16 protein-coding genes, 1 tRNA gene and 1 pseudogene are annotated in these 15,497 nt (G+C 65.2%); 10 read left to right on the top strand and 8 right to left on the bottom strand.

Annotated features, from left to right (window positions below):
- Positions 1–43 precede the first annotated feature (43 nt).
- From A5727_RS08950 to A5727_RS27415, 5 genes are all read left to right on the top strand, one after another.
- Complete coding sequence (locus tag A5727_RS08950; protein ID WP_082949698.1) at positions 44–811, top strand: sulfite exporter TauE/SafE family protein; 768 nt, start codon at positions 44–46, stop codon at positions 809–811.
- 206 nt (positions 812–1,017) lie between these two features.
- Positions 1,018–1,944, top strand: a complete 927-nt coding sequence (locus tag A5727_RS08945) for a sulfite exporter TauE/SafE family protein (RefSeq protein WP_068247774.1) — start codon at positions 1,018–1,020, stop codon at positions 1,942–1,944.
- Positions 1,945–2,170: 226 nt separating this feature from the next.
- Positions 2,171–3,589: a DEAD/DEAH box helicase gene (locus tag A5727_RS08940; protein ID WP_068247771.1), complete on the top strand. Its 1,419-nt coding sequence runs from the start codon at positions 2,171–2,173 to the stop codon at positions 3,587–3,589.
- 90 nt (positions 3,590–3,679) lie between these two features.
- Positions 3,680–3,756, top strand: a tRNA-Pro gene (locus A5727_RS08935).
- Positions 3,757–3,868: 112 nt separating this feature from the next.
- A complete protein-coding gene (locus A5727_RS27415) occupies positions 3,869–4,165 on the top strand; it encodes a collagen-like triple helix repeat-containing protein (RefSeq protein WP_157521289.1) in 297 nt (98 codons plus the stop codon).
- 101 nt (positions 4,166–4,266) lie between these two features.
- On the opposite strand, the pseudogene A5727_RS08930 reads toward A5727_RS27415, so the two are convergent.
- The 4 genes and pseudogenes from A5727_RS08930 to A5727_RS27830 form a co-directional block, all read right to left on the bottom strand.
- Positions 4,267–5,428 (bottom strand): annotated as a pseudogene (locus A5727_RS08930) (IS3 family transposase).
- Between the two features lie 312 nt (positions 5,429–5,740).
- Positions 5,741–6,262: a hypothetical protein gene (locus tag A5727_RS08920; protein WP_068247765.1), complete on the bottom strand. Its 522-nt coding sequence runs from the start codon at positions 6,260–6,262 to the stop codon at positions 5,741–5,743.
- 1,136 nt (positions 6,263–7,398) lie between these two features.
- Positions 7,399–7,716 (bottom strand): RES family NAD+ phosphorylase, encoded by a 318-nt coding sequence (locus A5727_RS08915; RefSeq protein ID WP_068247762.1) that lies wholly within the window; start codon positions 7,714–7,716, stop codon positions 7,399–7,401.
- Positions 7,691–8,137, bottom strand: a complete 447-nt coding sequence (locus A5727_RS27830; protein ID WP_197507622.1) for a HEPN-associated N-terminal domain-containing protein — start codon at positions 8,135–8,137, stop codon at positions 7,691–7,693. The genes A5727_RS08915 and A5727_RS27830 overlap by 26 nt, the downstream gene beginning before the upstream one ends.
- A gap of 354 nt (positions 8,138–8,491) precedes the next feature.
- Between A5727_RS27830 and A5727_RS08905 the strand changes: the two genes are divergently transcribed.
- A complete protein-coding gene (locus tag A5727_RS08905; RefSeq protein WP_231991998.1) occupies positions 8,492–9,406 on the top strand; it encodes a GIY-YIG nuclease family protein in 915 nt (304 codons plus the stop codon).
- 487 nt (positions 9,407–9,893) lie between these two features.
- The gene (locus tag A5727_RS27410; protein WP_157521288.1) at positions 9,894–10,040 is read left to right on the top strand and encodes a hypothetical protein; all 147 of its coding nucleotides are present in this window, start codon (positions 9,894–9,896) and stop codon (positions 10,038–10,040) included.
- A gap of 58 nt (positions 10,041–10,098) precedes the next feature.
- Here A5727_RS27410 and A5727_RS08900 read toward each other — a convergent pair whose 3' ends face one another.
- A complete protein-coding gene (locus tag A5727_RS08900; RefSeq protein ID WP_082949688.1) occupies positions 10,099–10,590 on the bottom strand; it encodes an acetyltransferase in 492 nt (163 codons plus the stop codon).
- A gap of 195 nt (positions 10,591–10,785) precedes the next feature.
- Positions 10,786–11,589, bottom strand: coding sequence for a glycoside hydrolase family 16 protein (locus A5727_RS08895; protein WP_231991997.1), 804 nt, complete (start codon positions 11,587–11,589; stop codon positions 10,786–10,788).
- Positions 11,590–11,937: 348 nt separating this feature from the next.
- Here A5727_RS08895 and A5727_RS08890 point away from each other — a divergent pair, with 348 nt between their 5' ends.
- Both A5727_RS08890 and A5727_RS08885 read left to right on the top strand, forming a co-directional pair.
- Positions 11,938–12,195, top strand: coding sequence for a DUF3297 family protein (locus tag A5727_RS08890; RefSeq protein ID WP_068247754.1), 258 nt, complete (start codon positions 11,938–11,940; stop codon positions 12,193–12,195).
- Between the two features lie 505 nt (positions 12,196–12,700).
- On the top strand, positions 12,701–13,408 hold the full coding sequence (locus A5727_RS08885) for a cutinase family protein (RefSeq protein ID WP_068247751.1): 708 nt from the start codon (positions 12,701–12,703) through the stop codon (positions 13,406–13,408).
- 5 nt (positions 13,409–13,413) lie between these two features.
- Here A5727_RS08885 and A5727_RS08880 read toward each other — a convergent pair whose 3' ends face one another.
- Both A5727_RS08880 and A5727_RS08875 read right to left on the bottom strand, forming a co-directional pair.
- A complete protein-coding gene (locus tag A5727_RS08880) occupies positions 13,414–14,103 on the bottom strand; it encodes a cation efflux transmembrane domain-containing protein (protein WP_068247924.1) in 690 nt (229 codons plus the stop codon).
- Positions 14,103–14,429: an ArsR/SmtB family transcription factor gene (locus tag A5727_RS08875; protein WP_068247749.1), complete on the bottom strand. Its 327-nt coding sequence runs from the start codon at positions 14,427–14,429 to the stop codon at positions 14,103–14,105. The genes A5727_RS08880 and A5727_RS08875 overlap by 1 nt, the downstream gene beginning before the upstream one ends.
- Before the next feature lie 189 nt (positions 14,430–14,618).
- Between A5727_RS08875 and A5727_RS08870 the strand changes: the two genes are divergently transcribed.
- Positions 14,619–15,413: a hypothetical protein gene (locus tag A5727_RS08870; protein ID WP_068247746.1), complete on the top strand. Its 795-nt coding sequence runs from the start codon at positions 14,619–14,621 to the stop codon at positions 15,411–15,413.
- Positions 15,414–15,497: the final 84 nt, after the last annotated feature.

Raw genomic sequence — 15,497 nt, 5'->3', positions numbered from 1 at the left:
CGAAATCCCCGCGAGTAGGGTCGGGCGGGTGTCCGTCGCCCACATGATCTTGATCGCGGTCGCCGGTGTCGGCGCCGGCGCGATCAACGCCATTGTCGGGTCCGGCACGCTGATCACGTTCCCCACGCTCGTCGCGCTCGGCTTCCCGCCGGTCACCGCCACGATGTCGAACGCCGTGGGCCTGGTGGCCGGCGGGGTCTCGGGCACCTGGGGGTACCGCCGCGAACTGCGGGGGCAGTGGCATCGACTGCGCTGGCAGATCCCGGCATCCCTGGTCGGTGCGGGCCTCGGAGCATGGCTGCTGCTGCACCTGCCGGAGAAGGTGTTCACCCAGATCGTCCCGGCCCTGCTGGTGGCGGCGCTGGTGCTCGTCGTGATCGGCCCGCGCATCCAGTCGTGGGCCCGTGAGCGTGCCGAGCAGGCCGGGCGTTCGGTCGAACACATCACGCCGGGACGGATGGCGGCTCTGGTCGCCGGAACGTTCGCGGTCGGCGTGTACGGCGGTTACTTCACCGCGGCCCAGGGCATTCTGCTGATCGCGGTCATGGGCCTGCTGCTGCCGGAGTCGATGCAGCGCATGAACGCTGCCAAGAACCTGCTGTCGTTGCTGGTCAACATTGTGGCGGCGCTGGCCTACACGGTCGTGGCGTTCGACCGGATCAGCTGGCTTGCGGCGGCCCTGATCGCGATCGGTTCACTGGTCGGCGGCTTCCTGGGCGCGCACTACGGCCGACGGCTCTCCCCGAACGCCCTGCGCCTGGTGATCGTGGTGGTGGGCCTCATCGGGCTGTACCGACTGCTGGCGGTGTAGGCTGATCGAGATTTGCTGACGTAGGGAGGACCGGTGGCTCACCAGCCGATGTGCATCGCGCCGTCGGTCCTGGCTGCCCTCGAACCGTTCTGGCCGTCGCGCCGGTTGCTTGCTTTCGACGAAATGTGTTGTACGCGCTGAATTTCGCGCGTCCCCATTTCCTCCTCGGCTGCATCTGCGGCCATTGACCGAAAGCATCGCAGCCCGTGCGCTCACTGTTGATCTTCACCCTTGTCGGAGTCGGCGCCCAGTTGGTTGACGGCGCACTTGGAATGGCCTTCGGTGTGACGGCGTCCACGCTTCTGGTGCTCAGCGGCGTCGCGGCCGCGCAGGCCAGTGCCGCAGTGCATCTCGCCGAGGTCGGGACCACCCTGGCGTCGGGGTTGTCGCACTGGCGTTTCAAGAACATCGACTGGAGCATCGTCGCCAAGCTCGGTGTCCCCGGCGCGGTCGGCGCATTCCTCGGGGCGACGGTGCTGTCGTCGCTGTCGACGGAGGACGCGGCCCCGCTGATGGCCGCGATCCTGCTCGCGATCGGCCTGTACGTGCTGATCAGGTTCTCCCTCGGCAGACCGCCCGGCCTGGCCGCGACGCACACCCGGCACACCGCCAAATTCCTTGCCCCGCTGGGACTGTTCGGCGGCTTCATCGACGCCTCCGGCGGCGGCGGATGGGGACCTGTGACCACAAGCACACTGCTGTCCCGCGGGAAGACCGCGCCACGCACCGTGATCGGGTCCGTCTCGGCGTCGGAGTTCCTGGTCGCGGTCTCGGCGTCACTGGGATTCCTGGTCGGCCTTCGTGAGGAGTTCCTGCACAACCTGCCGATCGTGCTCGGACTGGCGGTCGGTGGAATCCTGGCCGCGCCATTGGCGGCGTGGCTGGTCAGCCGGGTCAGCCCAGCGCTTCTGGGCACCGCGGTGGGCGGTGTCATCATCCTGACCAACAGCCAGAAACTGGTGAAGTACTTCGGAATTGCCGGTCCATGGTCGACGGGCATCTACGCGACCATCGTCGTCGTCTGGGCGGGACTGCTGTTCTACGCGTGGCGGGCCATGCACGCTCCAGCCTACGTGCCCGACGAACTGGAGGCCTCGGTCGGCGAACCCGTGCCCGACGAGACCGCGGGCTGACTCACGGTGCCGGTGCGGTAGACTCATATCAACGTTGGCGCATGAGAATGCCGGCCAACGACGTCGTGGAGCCAGTGATCATCCCGCATGTTGGGCCGTGAAGGCCAGCGGTGATCAGTGCGTCAGCACCGGATTTCTTACGGCGATCGAAATTGCCGACCGGCAGTCTCGCCCCAGTGTTGACGGCCCTCCAGGCCGCATCACGTCTCTGTGCCTGAAAGGCGATATGAGTAACCCTCAGACTTTTTCTGACCTCGGCGTGCGCGCATCCATGGTGCAGGCCTTGGCCGACATCGACCGCACCCAGCCGTTCCCCATCCAGGCCGCGACCCTGCCTGACACCCTGGCCGGACGCGACGTCCTCGGGCGCGGCAAGACCGGCAGCGGCAAGACGCTCGCGTTCTCGATCCCGCTGGTGAGCCGCCTCGTCGGCGCCTCACGCACCCCGTCGCGGCCGACCGGCCTGGTGCTGGCGCCGACCCGCGAACTGGCCACGCAGATCACCGCCACGCTGGAACCCCTGGCTGTCGCGCACGGACTGAAGGTCACGACCATCTTCGGTGGCGTGGCGCAGAGTCGCCAGGTCACCGCGCTCAAGGCCGGCGTCGACATCGTCGTCGCCTGCCCGGGCCGCCTCGAGGACCTGATGCGCCAGCGCCTCATCAGTCTCGACGCCGTCGAGATCACCGTGATCGACGAGGCCGACCACATGGCCGATCTGGGCTTCCTGCCCGGCGTCACCCGCATCCTGGCCGCCACGCCCGCCGATGGGCAGCGCCTGCTGTTCTCCGCGACGCTGGACAACGGTGTCGACAAGCTGGTCAAGCGGTTCCTGCGCAACGAGGTGCTGCACTCGGTCGACGAGGCCAATTCACCCGTCGCCGCCATGACGCATCACGTCTTCCACGTCGCCGGCGTCGACGCCAAGAAGCAGCTGGTGCACCGCCTGGCGTCCGGCACCGGACGGCGAATCCTGTTCATGCGCACCAAACATCACGCCCGCAAGATGGCCAAGCAGCTGACCGACGCCGGCATCCCCGCCGTCGATCTGCACGGCAACCTGTCGCAGCCCGCGCGTGACCGCAACCTGGCCGCGTTCTCCTCGGGCGAGGTCCGGGTGCTGGTGGCCACCGACATCGCGGCGCGCGGTGTGCACGTCGACGAGGTCGAGTTGGTGGTGCACATCGATCCGCCCGCCGAGCACAAGGCGTACCTGCACCGGTCGGGTCGCACCGCGCGTGCCGGCAGCGCCGGTGACGTCGTCACGGTGGTGCTGCCCGAGCAGCGCAGGGACACCCAGACGCTGCTGCGTCGTGCCGGCATCTCGGTGACCCCGCAGACCGTCGATGCCGACTCCGAAGCCGTGCACGCGTTGGTGGGGGAGATCGCGCCCTACCGGGCTCCTGCTCCCAAGGCGGCCCCCAAGGCCCCGCCGTCGCGCCCTGCGGGCGCGGGGCGGTCCGGTTCGGGCTCCAACTCGCAGCGTCGCCGCGGTTCCGGCCAGGGCGCGGGTGCGCACCGTGGCTCGGGGCAGGGTGGCGGCACGCATCGCGGTGACGGGCACGCCGGTGGCGGTGCGGGTGCTTCACGGTCCTCGCGGGGTGGCCGCGGGCGCCGTCCTGCGGGTTCGCGGAACGCAGGCTGACTCGAAGCGCCGCGCGGGCACCCGGATTGGGATTCGCGCGGCGCTCTGAGGTAGGCTTTCGTCTCGCTGCCGGAGTTACTCCGGAGGCAACGGGCTGTGGCGCAGCTTGGTAGCGCACTTGACTGGGGGTCAAGTGGTCGCAGGTTCAAATCCTGTCAGCCCGACCAAACGTCAGAGGCACTTTCTGCTCATGCAGAGGGTGCCTCTTTCGCGTTCGTAGGCCCATTGTTTACACCCTTCAGGTGTTGCCCTGTCGTACCGTGCAGGCACACTCGCAGCATGACTGACTACATCTACCGCGCAGACGGGAATGCTGCTGGCTACATCCGCGGGCGGTTCATCCACGACATGCGTGGAAAGCCCATTGGCCAAATCAGCTCGTCGGGTCACGTCCACCGCCTCACCGGACAGTACGTAGGAGAGATCTACGACAGCCAGATTGTGGACATGCACCACGGGAACTACGGCAACATCGGCAACCCTGGAAACCCCGGCAATGCCGGTAGTCCCGGCAATCCCGGAAACCGTGGGCGTCGGGGATGTCCGTACAGAGACGTGTTCGACAAATTGCTTTAAGCCGGATGAAGCTTTGCGGCCAATAATTGGACGGCGCTCTTGGCCTGCTCTTACGTCGTGTGGCCATACGGGTCTGCTGCACGATCAGCTGACAGTTTCGGTCACGCGGCCTGACGGGCCCGTGTGGTCATAATCGCTTCGAATTCGACCGGGGTCAACCGCCCGAGTCCAGATTGGCGCCGGCGGCGATGGTAGGTCCGTTCGATCCAGGTGACGATCGCGATCCGCAGCTCTTCTCGTGTGCTCCAGCGACGGCGATCGAGCACGTTCTTCTGCAGCAGGGCGAAGAAGCTCTCCGTGGCCGCATTGTCGCTGGCGGCACCGACGCGGCCCATCGATCCGACCATCTCGTGATGGTTCAGTGCGTGTACGAATCGCCTTGACCTGAATTGAGATCCGCGATCGGAGTGCAGAATGCACCCGGCCACCTCACCGCGGCGAGCCACCGCACTGCTGAGCGCTGTGGTGGCCAGCCGGGACTTCATCCTAGAGTCGATCGAGTACCCGACGATGCGGGTGGAGAACACGTCCTTGATCGCGCAGAGATAGAGCTTGCTTTCATCGGTGCGATGCTCGGTGATGTCAGTGAGCCACAACTGATTTGGGGCGTCAGCGGTGAAGTCACGCTCAACGAGGTCATCGTGTACCGGCGGTCCCACTCTGCCGTTCTTGCCCCGTTTTTTCCGAACACGCTCCACAGCCGATTCTGCGAGCCGATCCGCCAGGCGGTGCGCTCGGCCATCGATTCGTCGGCATCCTGGGCCTCCTCCACGAGATAGCGGTACCCGAACTCGGGGTCGTCTTGGTGGGCGTCGAAGAGGGCGTTGGTGCGGTGGGCCTCGATGCGTTCGGCATCGGTGATGGGATTGGCCAGCCAGCGGTAATACGGTTGGCGGGCGAGCTTGAGTACCCGGCACGTCACCGCGACGGCGATCCCGTCAGCGGCGAGCTCAGTTACGAGCGGGTAGAGCCTTTTCCCGGAAGGTTGGTCTGCGACAGATGGGCCGTGGCCCGGCGCAGCACCTCGTTCTCCTGCTCCAACAGCTTGATCCGACGCCGCGCCTCACGTAGCTCAGCGGACTCGGTGGTGCTCTTGCCGGGCGTGGCGCCCTCATCGATGTCGGCCTGGCGCATCCACTTGTGCAGCGTCACCGGGTGGACCCCGAAATCGGTGGCGATCTGCTCGATGGTCACACCGTCATCGCGGTTGCGAGCGACCCGCACGACGTCGTCGCGGAACTCACGGGGATAGGGCCTTGCCATGAGGACATCCTTCCGGCCTGCCCACGCTGGGCAAGCCAACTCGGATGTCACCTATTCGTGCAGCAGACCCGTGAGCCAGATGCCCGCGGCGGCTGGCAAGAGTGTTCGGCGATCGACCGGCGCCCGCCTCTGCGACCAGACCGGCCGAAGCCGGCGGCAGCGGTAGCGGTACGGGACCGCTCACATACGTCCAGCACGGTCGCGGAGACGTTACTCCGGATTCGGCCACGGCGATTGCTGCCGTGCCGCTTCTTCGCGAGGGGCTCGCTAGAGTCCCGTCGCGAACAAAACCCAGTTACGCCTAGCGACCTCTCATGATCCGGCGTCCGTGCCGGTGTCAGGCTCCCGGTCGGGACGCTCAATGAGTTCACGTGCAGCCATATTGTCTTCTAGATCGATGATCTCGTTGAGCGCTCCGAGTAAGCCTTGAGGATTATCGAGCAATCCCGGCCGACTGTCGAGAATGGCTGCTTCGCGCGCCGTAATGCGACGAGAGACCTGTCGCTTACTTCCGTTCGGAAGAGTGACTCTGTACGAGATAACCCCGTGCAGACAGACCGCATAGTCGTTGTCTCCCGCCGATTGAGAGATCGTCAGCAAGGTTTGCGCGATGGTGTTGTCCACATGTGCAATTGACGTACTCACGTGCGACTTGCCGTATTGCTCTATCACCGCGAGAGCCTCGTTCAGTTTTTCGGCAATCTTTTCTTTATTTGCAGGCCTCTTGAACCAAGTCTTAATGGACCCGAAGACCGATCCTCGCTCGACCTTCTCGATCCGATGGCTGAGGCTCAAACTGTCGAGAAGGCCGCTGACCTGCTGGTAGAAGCCCATGACCAGGGCTGCATCATCTGAATCTATATAGAAGTAGGCCGGACCCGCATCAGCGTCTGTCTCCGCGTCAACCAACCGGGGGCCGGTCCCGATTAACGCGGCACTCTCACCCTCAGAGGTTCGACGCCAAAGACGTCTGAAACGAGATGGGATTCTGAATGCGGCGCCAGCAATTATAGCCTGGGCTAACAGTCGGACTTTACGACGAAGAGGGTTCCGATCTCGCTCTATCTGCTTCCTTATTCGGTCTGTTTCCTCGGCAAACTTTCGGGCCCAGTCCGCGTTGTGCTGCTCCCCCTATGCGGACATCTTGACTGGGTCCCACTGCGATCCTGGCTTTCGTCTCCGAGTTCGCGCCTTGCTGGATCCACCTGCCTCGGAGCCGTCGGCCCAACGGTCGTCGTGTTTACCCACAGGTCCCCCTCAAGAATTTGAATTCAGCGTGGTATCAACGTTAACAGCGGACACGGTCTTTCTCAGGTCACTTGGCATGGTGCGTGTGCCTTTGGTGTGTGCTGTCTTGACCATCGTGCCGACCGCGACTCGGGCACGTGGGAAACAAAGTGCGGTCGTACCGCCATTCATACCGCCATTGCGTCGACTTAAACACGGTTTTCCGCGTTCGTCCGTGACCGTCTGCACGCAACCTAAACCTCTGCGCCACAACGCAAAAAATCGACTGTGGTGGATGCTTACGCATACCGCCTTTTAGTCTGGGGGGCAAGTGATCGCAGGTTCAAATCCTGTCAGCCCGACATAGCGAAACCCCTTCCGAACAGCATCGGAAGGGGTTTTCTCGTCTCCGGAGACGCTCCGATTCGAGCCTGATGACACGAGGTGACACTCAACGTCGGTATCGCCGTGCACCGTCACCGTCATGGCGCGCATCCCCGCCTACGTGAAGGTCGTCGAGCTGTCCAGCGGGGCGGCCCGCTACGAGGTCCGCATCGAGACTGGCAGGGCCGACGGAAAGCGGCAGCAACAGCGGCGCCGGTTCACGTGGCTGCAGGACGCGATCGACGCGTGCAAGGGTGAGCGCGTAGACCGCAGTCGCGGAGTGCAGGCGACACCCAGAGGTGTCACCTTGCGAGAGGCGGCGGATGCGTACCTCGACGCCCTGCAGGGCACTCAGCTTCTCATGCGATGGTGTGCTTCTCGGCCGAGCCTGACACCAGGACCAACCGCGTGTAGTCGTTCGCCTTCCCTTCGTCCTTCACGAACTCGTTGTCGTAGAACAGAACGACGTTGGAACCTGCCCCTTGCGCACTCGGGAAGATCATCCCGTCCAGCCGTCCGGGGAACGACTGTCGGATGTACTCCGTGAACACCTGCGTAGGGACATATTCGATGTGTTCTCGAGCATCCAGCTCGACTGGCTTGATGACATCTGCGACGAAGCGTCGCAGGAACCGCGTCATGAAGAAGCGGTCAAGCTGCGCGGGGTCGAACCTCATCCGGAGCGAGGCGGGCCCAGTTCGCTGGTAGCCAGAGGGTGTCGCGCATCGCTTTCGCCATGTCGCCGCGGATCTCATCGACATAGCCGTCGCCTGGTGGCATCAGGTCATCGAGGACGTCGTCTGCATCGCAGGTCTTGACCATCGTTTCGCCGTCGAACTCGATCGGACCGTCGGCCCGTTCGTAGAAGCGGGAGGCTGCGCTGATGAATGCCGATAGCACAATGTCGAGTGACGCAGCTACAGGTTCTTCGGACCCATCGCTAGACGCGCCGCAGTACGAACAGGTTTCCTCGTCGAGGTTGCGCTCTACAAGTGCCCGCAGGTACGAGTCATTGAGGTGTGCTGGACATATCGACTTGTCCGACGGCCAGTAGCCGTCCTCATCGGCTGCCATCATGGCGTTCTTCGCGAATCCCATGGTTCCCCATCCCTAGCGTGACTGCTGGCGCCGACGTCATGCTTACGTGCTGTTGGATTCGAGTGTTACCACAGCGATCTTGTCTCCACCCATCGGTAGAGCTGTTACACGACGGTCGGAATCGGTGTGTTTGCCCCCGCAATTCCGCCGGTAACTTCATTGCCAGGGATCTGCCGTAGCGCGCAGCAGTCGCCCCCACGCCAGCTCCTGTTCGAGGTGCGACTGCACTGCCGGCGGTAAGACGGGCGGGTCGTTTAGATCGTCGGCGGCTGTTCTGAATTGGACGCAGCGGAGCCCAGATCGGTTCCGCGGTTTATCGGCATGCACTGTGCCTGCGGCCGTAGTCTCACCCGCGTGGACGAGCCCGATCGCACAGAGGTTGATTCCCCAGGCGCAGGTGCCTTCCTGACCCTCGGTCACGTGCTCGCCGCAATCGGCGCCGAGCACGATCCGCCCATTGGGCTCGACGATATCCGCGTGATCCGGCACAGCTTCAACACCGGTGAAGCCCTGGGTTTGCGGGGGCCCGACGATCTGACCGAGGAGAAAGTCCGCGAGTACACACGGTTTCAGGGCGCCTCACCCCGCCAGTTCCCCGCCGACCCTGAGCGCTATTGGGTGGTATTGGTCGCTGACGGCAAGAAGCGGTCGCGGCTCTGGGGTGCGTTCGAGAATCGTGGCGAGATCGTCGCCGAGCGTACAGCAGAAGTCCGCTACTTCGATCTGCGCCGAAGCGACATCCTGAAACCGCTTGTGAACCGGCTCGTCATCGAGTGGGACACTCCGCGTACCTGGCACCGGCGGGCGACCAACGCCGCGCACATGCCTGTTCTTGAGATCGCCGACCGCGACAGGGTGCCGTTCCCCGGATTCGACAACGTGCTGCTCACCTTCCACGAACTCCTCGAGATGGTGTCGGACCGTCGCTACGAGGCATGGCAGGTAGCCCTATCGCAGGTGCAGGGCATCTACCTAATCACCGACGCATCGAACGGCAAGCAGTACGTCGGAAAGGCCGATGGTGCAGAACGGATTCTGCAACGCTGGCGGTCCTACGCCCAGGACGGCCACGGCGGCAACCGCGCACTCCGGGACCTCGCCAAGGTCAGCATCGGGGCCGGCGGCGGCAAAACCGACCATGCCCGGCACTTCGTGTTCAGCATCCTCCGGGTGTTCGGACCCAGCACATCGCCATCGGAAGTCGACAAGGCCGAGTCGCACTATAAGAAGGCACTGATGACCCGTGAACACGGCCTCAACCGGAACTAACGGCAGCCTCAGTGAGCGGAGCTGCCAGGTACCCGGCGTCGCGGCCTGCATGAACGCGGCCCGCACATCATCTTGCCGGTGTCAGCCACATGATCACGGGCATGACTCATCACTGCTCGAAGGTCCAGTACGCCATCGCCAACCCGAGCACCCGCGCCGAGATCGCCGCCGCGGTCCACCCGTGAGGGTGCTCCCGGCCGGCGGTGCCTCCAACATCCCAGCCTTCGTCGCGCTGATCGGGCGAGCGCTCGACGTCACCGTGCTAATCGACTCCGGGACCGAAGGCGCGGGGAAGCTGGAAGCCGCGCTCGCCGCCGTCCGCATCCCGGGAAAGCCGCCTGATCCAGGTCGGCGAGATCATCAGCCGCAAGCATGCTGATGTCGAGGATCTTCGCCGTGGACGAGTACCTGAGTCGGTATAACGCAGCGTTCGGCACGACGGTCGCCGAGGGCGACCTGCCGCACGGCGACCGGATCATCCACCGGCTTGAGAAGGTGCGTCGGGGGGAAGTTCGACCACTACCGACCGGCGGAACAGTTGCTGCGAGATCCGGCGGTGCTCGACGGTCTCGGGGAGGCCACACTCGACAACTTTGAGAAGCTCATCCAGCGCATCAACTCGACGTTCGACTGACAGCGCGTTCACCGACACCGGCGTGTAGTCCGGTCAGCCGACACCTTCAAACAAGAGGTCAAACCACGCCGATGCGAGTTCGAATCTCCGACGGCAAATATCCCTGCCTGCTGAGATGCAGGATCGGGTACGGCCGACCGGCATCGTCGGTCTCGCTCCGCCCGACCACGACGAATCCGTGGTGCTCGTAGAAACCCAGCGCCTGAGTGTTTTGTTCGTTGACGTCGACCTTGGAGACGTCGAACTCGCTGATCGCGTGTCGCAGCAGTGTGGTCCCGATGCCGGTTCCGCGGGCGGATTCGGCAATGAACAGCATCTCCAGTTTCTGGCCCGCGACTCCGGAGAACCCGACTGGGCCCGCGCCGGAGTCAGCCACTGACACAGTGACGGCATGCAGGTACTCGTCGCGCATACCCACCTCGATCGCCTGACGGTCTGCCTCGTCGAGGAAGTCGTGCGTCGCTTCGACCGCTCCGCGCCAGATTTCGATGAGTGCTGGAAACTCCGCTGGGCCGGTCAAGGGACGGATGGTCAGAGGTGTCGGAGCCACACCAGCACGGTAGGGCGTTGCCACCACTTGGCGCGACAGGTTTGTTTGCGCTCCACCCCCGGTATGTCCCTGCCGACGGCGTGATCCGAGTGGGGCTGCCTCGAATCTCAATCTCTGCTTCTAGCGACGCCGAACACCACCGACCAGCCCAAGGACACGTTTCGCAGACTTCGCCATGCTGTCGGTGATTCAGGCTCAGTGATCGACCGGCTGCTTGATGTCCCCGGCCACCCGCACGTAGTCGACCTGCATGCGCGCCGGAAATGACGTCGAGTCGTCGGGGTCGCCGGGCCAGGTGCCACCGACCGCCAGGTTGAGGACCACCGCCATCGGCCTGTCCAGCACCCACCGCTTGTCGGCCGGGATGTCCGTGCGGCGCAGAGATGCGTACTCCGCGCCGTCGACCGACCAGGTGACCCGGTCCGGCCTCTTGTTGACGGCGTACACATGGAAATCGTCGGCGGCGTCGCCGGCCAACTCCGTCGAGGCTGAGGGGCCCTCGTCATCCGAGTAGCCGGGGCCGTGAGCGGACCCGTAGATGGTTGTCGGCTCCCCGCCGACGACCTCGGCGATGTCGATCTCTCCGCCCTCGGGCCACTCACCGGGCCCGAGCAGCCATATGGCCGGCAGCAACCCGACGTCGGTGGGCAGCTTGGCCCGGACCTCGACCCGTCCCGACTCCACCTCCATCCGATGGCGCGTGGTGAGCCGGGCCGAGGTGTATGGGCACAGCGGCACGGTGTGGCAGGGTCCCGCCGGTGTTCCGTCCCTGGCCGTGATGACGAGGTTTCCTTCGCCGTCGAGCGCAGCGTTTGCCGGACCGGCTGTGTACCACTGCAGTTCGTTGTTGCCCCAACCATCGAATTGGTCATTGCCGACGTCGTTGGTCCATACCGAGGGATCCGCGGATGAGCCCGCCGGCCCGTCGAATTCGTCGGCCCAGTGGTCTTCGGTGGTGCCGGTGCACCCGGCGAGTACGAGCGACACTGCAACGGCCAATGACCAACACCGTGCACCGTGCCTCGAGCGGGACATCGTCTCATGCTCCTACGGGCGTTCGCAGCGTGCCACAGATGCGGAATCCGCGGCCGATGAACGGCTCGGTGAGGGAGCTTGCCATCTCGGCGTGGTGTGCTCGGCTCGGCGTCTGACGATCACATGCGCCCGTTTCGTCTGGTTGGACTGCCGCAGGTTGACTCAGGAGCACGACGCCGATTCGGAGCGCAGGCGCCAGGGGATGCGTGTGACGACACCGCCCCAGGGACGCGCTCACCGAGTGCGACCACACGGTCGCGTAAGTTCTGAGGGACAGAGCCAAGCAGTACACAGCATTCAACGGAAGCGATCATGTCCCAGGACCAGAACACCGACGTTCCCCCGAATCACCTCTCCATCGATCCGCGTAGCGACGGATACAACGAGGAGGCGCTTCTGCGCGGCGTGGGTATTCGCTTCAACGGCGCCGAGAAGACCAACGTGCACGAGTACAACGTTGCCGAGGGTTGGGTGCGGGTTGAAGTCCCCACCGCCAGGGATCGCCGCGGAAATCCGATGGTCGTCAAGCTCAGCGGCACGGTCGAACCGTATTTCCGCGACGCGGACTAGCGTCCGGGTCGGGACTTGCCTGGTCTGAGGCGCCACCCGGGCCCGGTGCCTGAAGCGCCCGCCCGGCCACCGGAGCCTCCTCGTCATCGACGGGCGGACAGCTCCACTCGGTGATCCGGTGTTTGAACGCCTTGGCCTCGCTGCCGGTCATCTGCACCCTGCCGCCCACTCGCGGTGTCCGCCCAGCGCCGAGTCGAGCCCTGTGGTCGACGTGAACAGCCAGGCGGGTCTGCGGATGCAGCGTGACGCGTCACCATTGCCGTTGCGGCACTTGAGGTTCGCGATGGGCTCATCACCCAGGTCTGGGTGGTGAGAAACTCAGACAAGCTCACCCGCTGGAACACCGCTGAGCACTGCGCCACGGGACGTACGAGCCGCCGGTGGGTCGGTGTCCCGATCGACTCCGGGAAGAATCGGCACTGCCGCCGGCGTTGAGTGACTACGACTGGAGCACACCATCTCAGCCGGCCGCCTCTGAGCTAACCGGCTCATTCGAGGAGCAGCTATGACCGCCAGACACCGGTTCTCGTCATGGGCTGCCGTATTCGCCTTCGCGATGGTCTTCCTCGCAGCGCCGGTGTTGGCGTCGCCACCGGTCGCCGCCGGCGCTCCGGACGGGTGCCCGGATGTCGAACTCGTCTTCGCGAGAGGCACATTCGAACCGTCGGGACTCGGCCGGGTCGGTGACGCGTTGGCATCATCTCTGCAGTCTCGACTTCCGGAGCGGACTGTTGGGGCATATGCGGTCAACTACCCGGCGTCGCTGGATTTCGGTCGCGCCGCGGAGGGTGTCGCCGATGCGAGCGGGCACATCCGGCGACTGGTCGAGCGGTGTCCCGACACCGACATCGTGTTGGGCGGCTACTCCCAGGGTGCTGCGGTGAGTGCCTACGTGACCTCGGACACCGTTCCGGCGGGCGTCGTCCTTCCCGCCGGCATCGACGGAGTGCTGCCGACAGCGATCGCCGAACACGTTGCGGCCGTGACCCTGTTCGGCACACCTTCCAGTGAGGTGGTCCAACTCGCGCGCCGCGGATCCCCGCCGTTGGTGCTCGGAGCGCCGTATGCGGGCAAGACCCTCGATCTCTGCGCTCCGGCAGACCCGGTCTGCCAACCCGGCAGCCTCGATCGTGCAGCGCACAGCAGCTACACCGTCAACGGGATGGTGGACCGGGCGGCCGACTTCGTCGCAGGGCGACTGCAGACGCACTGAGCTGGTCAGCCGCCACAGCAGTCGGACCCGCACCCGCTCTGGTCGGCGTCGGGTGTCACGAGGCGCGTTGGCGCACAGCAGCTGTCACCCCGCCACGCCTCGACACCCTCCCGAAAAGCAACGGCGGCGATGACCAACCCGGCGATGGGGTCGGCCCACCCCCACCCGAACAGGCTGTTGAGGGCCAGGCCGACGAGCAGGACCGCTGACAGGTACGTGCACAGCAGCGTCTGCTTCGAATCCGCCACCGCCGACAGCGACCCCAGTTCACTCCCGGCGCGGCGCTGCGCGTAGGAGAGCACCGGCATGATGACCAGGCTTGTCGCCGCGAGCACGATGCCGATTGTCGAATGTCGGGCCTCCCCGACACCGAGCAGGGTGCGGACGGCGTCCACCGTGACGTAGGTGGCAAGTCCGAAGAACGAGAACGCGATGACGCGCAGCGCCACCTTCTCGCGTGCCTCGGGGTCGCGCCCGGCGAACTGCCATGCGACCGCCGCCGCCGAGGACACCTCGATCACCGAGTCGAGGCCGAATCCGATGAGCGCCGTCGATGAGACGCGCGCACCTTCGGAGATCGCCACGATCGCCTCGATCACGTTGTAGGAGATCGTGGCGGCCACGAACCACCGGATGCGGCGGGCCAGCACCATGCGCCGGGCCTCGGTCAGTCCCGCACCGTGCACGGACGCCATCAGTCGCACCCGTTCGGTTCGACGCAACGGCAGGCCGGATCGACGGCCAGCACCAGGCCGAGCAGATCATCGAGGGCGTGACCGATGCGGGCGTCGGCCAGTTCATACCGGGTGCGACGGCCCTCCCGCACCGCCAGCACCAGGCCGCAACCACGCAGGCAGGCCAGGTGGTTGGAGAGCATCTGCCGGGAGACGCCGATGCGGTCGGCGAGGTCGGCCGGATAGCTCGGCGCCTCGTTGAGGCTGAGCAGGATCCTGGTGCGGGTGACGTCTGACAGGGCGTGCCCGAAACGTGCGAGGGCATCGGTGTGGGCGAGGGTCTGCACGCCCCCCAACGATACATATCACTGTGTATTCATAGAAATCTGTAGGAAGGTCCGTCGGCCTGGAGGCCGGTCCGCGATCGCGGCCATCGCTCGTCGGTGGGTCCGGCTATGGTGCGCACACGTGCCGCTTGCCACGACGGGGGTCGGGTCGGCGCACAGCAGGGGGATCTCAATGGGGGGCAGTATCGAATGAGTGGTAAGCGCTCGTCGGATGGAGCTGACGCCGTGGTCGGCGTCATCATCTTTGTGATCGTCCTCATCGCGGCGATCCCAAAGGAAGTGTGGATCGCGCTCGGCGTGATCGTCGCGCTGACGTTTGTCGCGTGGGGTCTCTACCTGCTGTTCGTGACCCTGGACAAACGTCGTGCCGAGGCGGAGGAACGGGCGCGTGCCGAGCGGGCGCGCAAGGCTGAAGCGGCCAAGCGTGAACGCGAAGAGCGGGCACGGAAAGAGAAGCAGCGCCGCATCGACACCCTCGGCAAGGACAACGCCGCCCTGGTGGAGTCCGCGTTGGCCGCCGTCACCCAGGTGGCCGAATCGGAGGCCGCGCGTGAAGGATGGTTGGGCGATGTCGACTTCACCGCCGACATCAAGGGAATCACCGCCACCTTCGAGAAGGTGCACGAACTGCGCGCCGTGACGAGCAGGCTGTCGGTTCTGGACAAGCCCACTGCCGACGACCGCAGAATTCTCGCCGAGGCGAACAGAACCATCGAGACTCTCGAACGCGCCGCGATCGAACGCGTGGACCTGATCGGCAAGTGCGCCAAGGAAGCGCGCCTGATCGACACATCGCTGCGCACCGAACGTGAGGATGCCGTCGTCGCCGAGCAGCGTGCCGAGTTGCACGCGAAGTTAAGCGCGATGCTCTACGGCATCGAGGCCAGTCCGGCCTCCCCGCCCTCCGATTCGGCGGTGGACGCCGTGATGGCGCGCGTCCAAGCCTATCGGGAGATCAAGAACCAGATCCAGCAGACGCGGTGACTGTACGGGGCGGTGATGCGCCCCGGGGGCGCTCGACCATTGCCGCCTGCCGTTCGACGGAGGAGGATCAGACCCGACGGCAGC

This window comes from Mycobacterium sp. ACS4331, assembly GCF_001667265.1.
Classification (GTDB): domain Bacteria; phylum Actinomycetota; class Actinomycetes; order Mycobacteriales; family Mycobacteriaceae; genus Mycobacterium.
This window is presented reverse-complemented; position numbering and strand designations above follow the sequence as displayed.

Bases quoted from the DNA above. Each gene is read 5' to 3' on its own strand.
- A5727_RS08920 (WP_068247765.1), bottom strand. From the start codon at position 6,262: ATGGGCTTCTACCAGCAGGTCAGCGGCCTTCTCGACAGTTTGAGCCTC.
- A5727_RS08870 (WP_068247746.1), top strand. From the start codon at position 14,619: ATGAGTGGTAAGCGCTCGTCGGATGGAGCTGACGCCGTGGTCGGCGTC.
- A5727_RS08885 (WP_068247751.1), top strand. From the start codon at position 12,701: ATGACCGCCAGACACCGGTTCTCGTCATGGGCTGCCGTATTCGCCTTC.
- A5727_RS08880 (WP_068247924.1), bottom strand. From the start codon at position 14,103: ATGGCGTCCGTGCACGGTGCGGGACTGACCGAGGCCCGGCGCATGGTG.
- A5727_RS08950 (WP_082949698.1), top strand. From the start codon at position 44: ATGATCTTGATCGCGGTCGCCGGTGTCGGCGCCGGCGCGATCAACGCC.
- A5727_RS08890 (WP_068247754.1), top strand. From the start codon at position 11,938: ATGTCCCAGGACCAGAACACCGACGTTCCCCCGAATCACCTCTCCATC.
- A5727_RS27830 (WP_197507622.1), bottom strand. From the start codon at position 8,137: ATGGGATTCGCGAAGAACGCCATGATGGCAGCCGATGAGGACGGCTAC.
- A5727_RS08915 (WP_068247762.1), bottom strand. From the start codon at position 7,716: ATGAGGTTCGACCCCGCGCAGCTTGACCGCTTCTTCATGACGCGGTTC.
- A5727_RS08940 (WP_068247771.1), top strand. From the start codon at position 2,171: ATGAGTAACCCTCAGACTTTTTCTGACCTCGGCGTGCGCGCATCCATG.
- A5727_RS27415 (WP_157521289.1), top strand. From the start codon at position 3,869: ATGACTGACTACATCTACCGCGCAGACGGGAATGCTGCTGGCTACATC.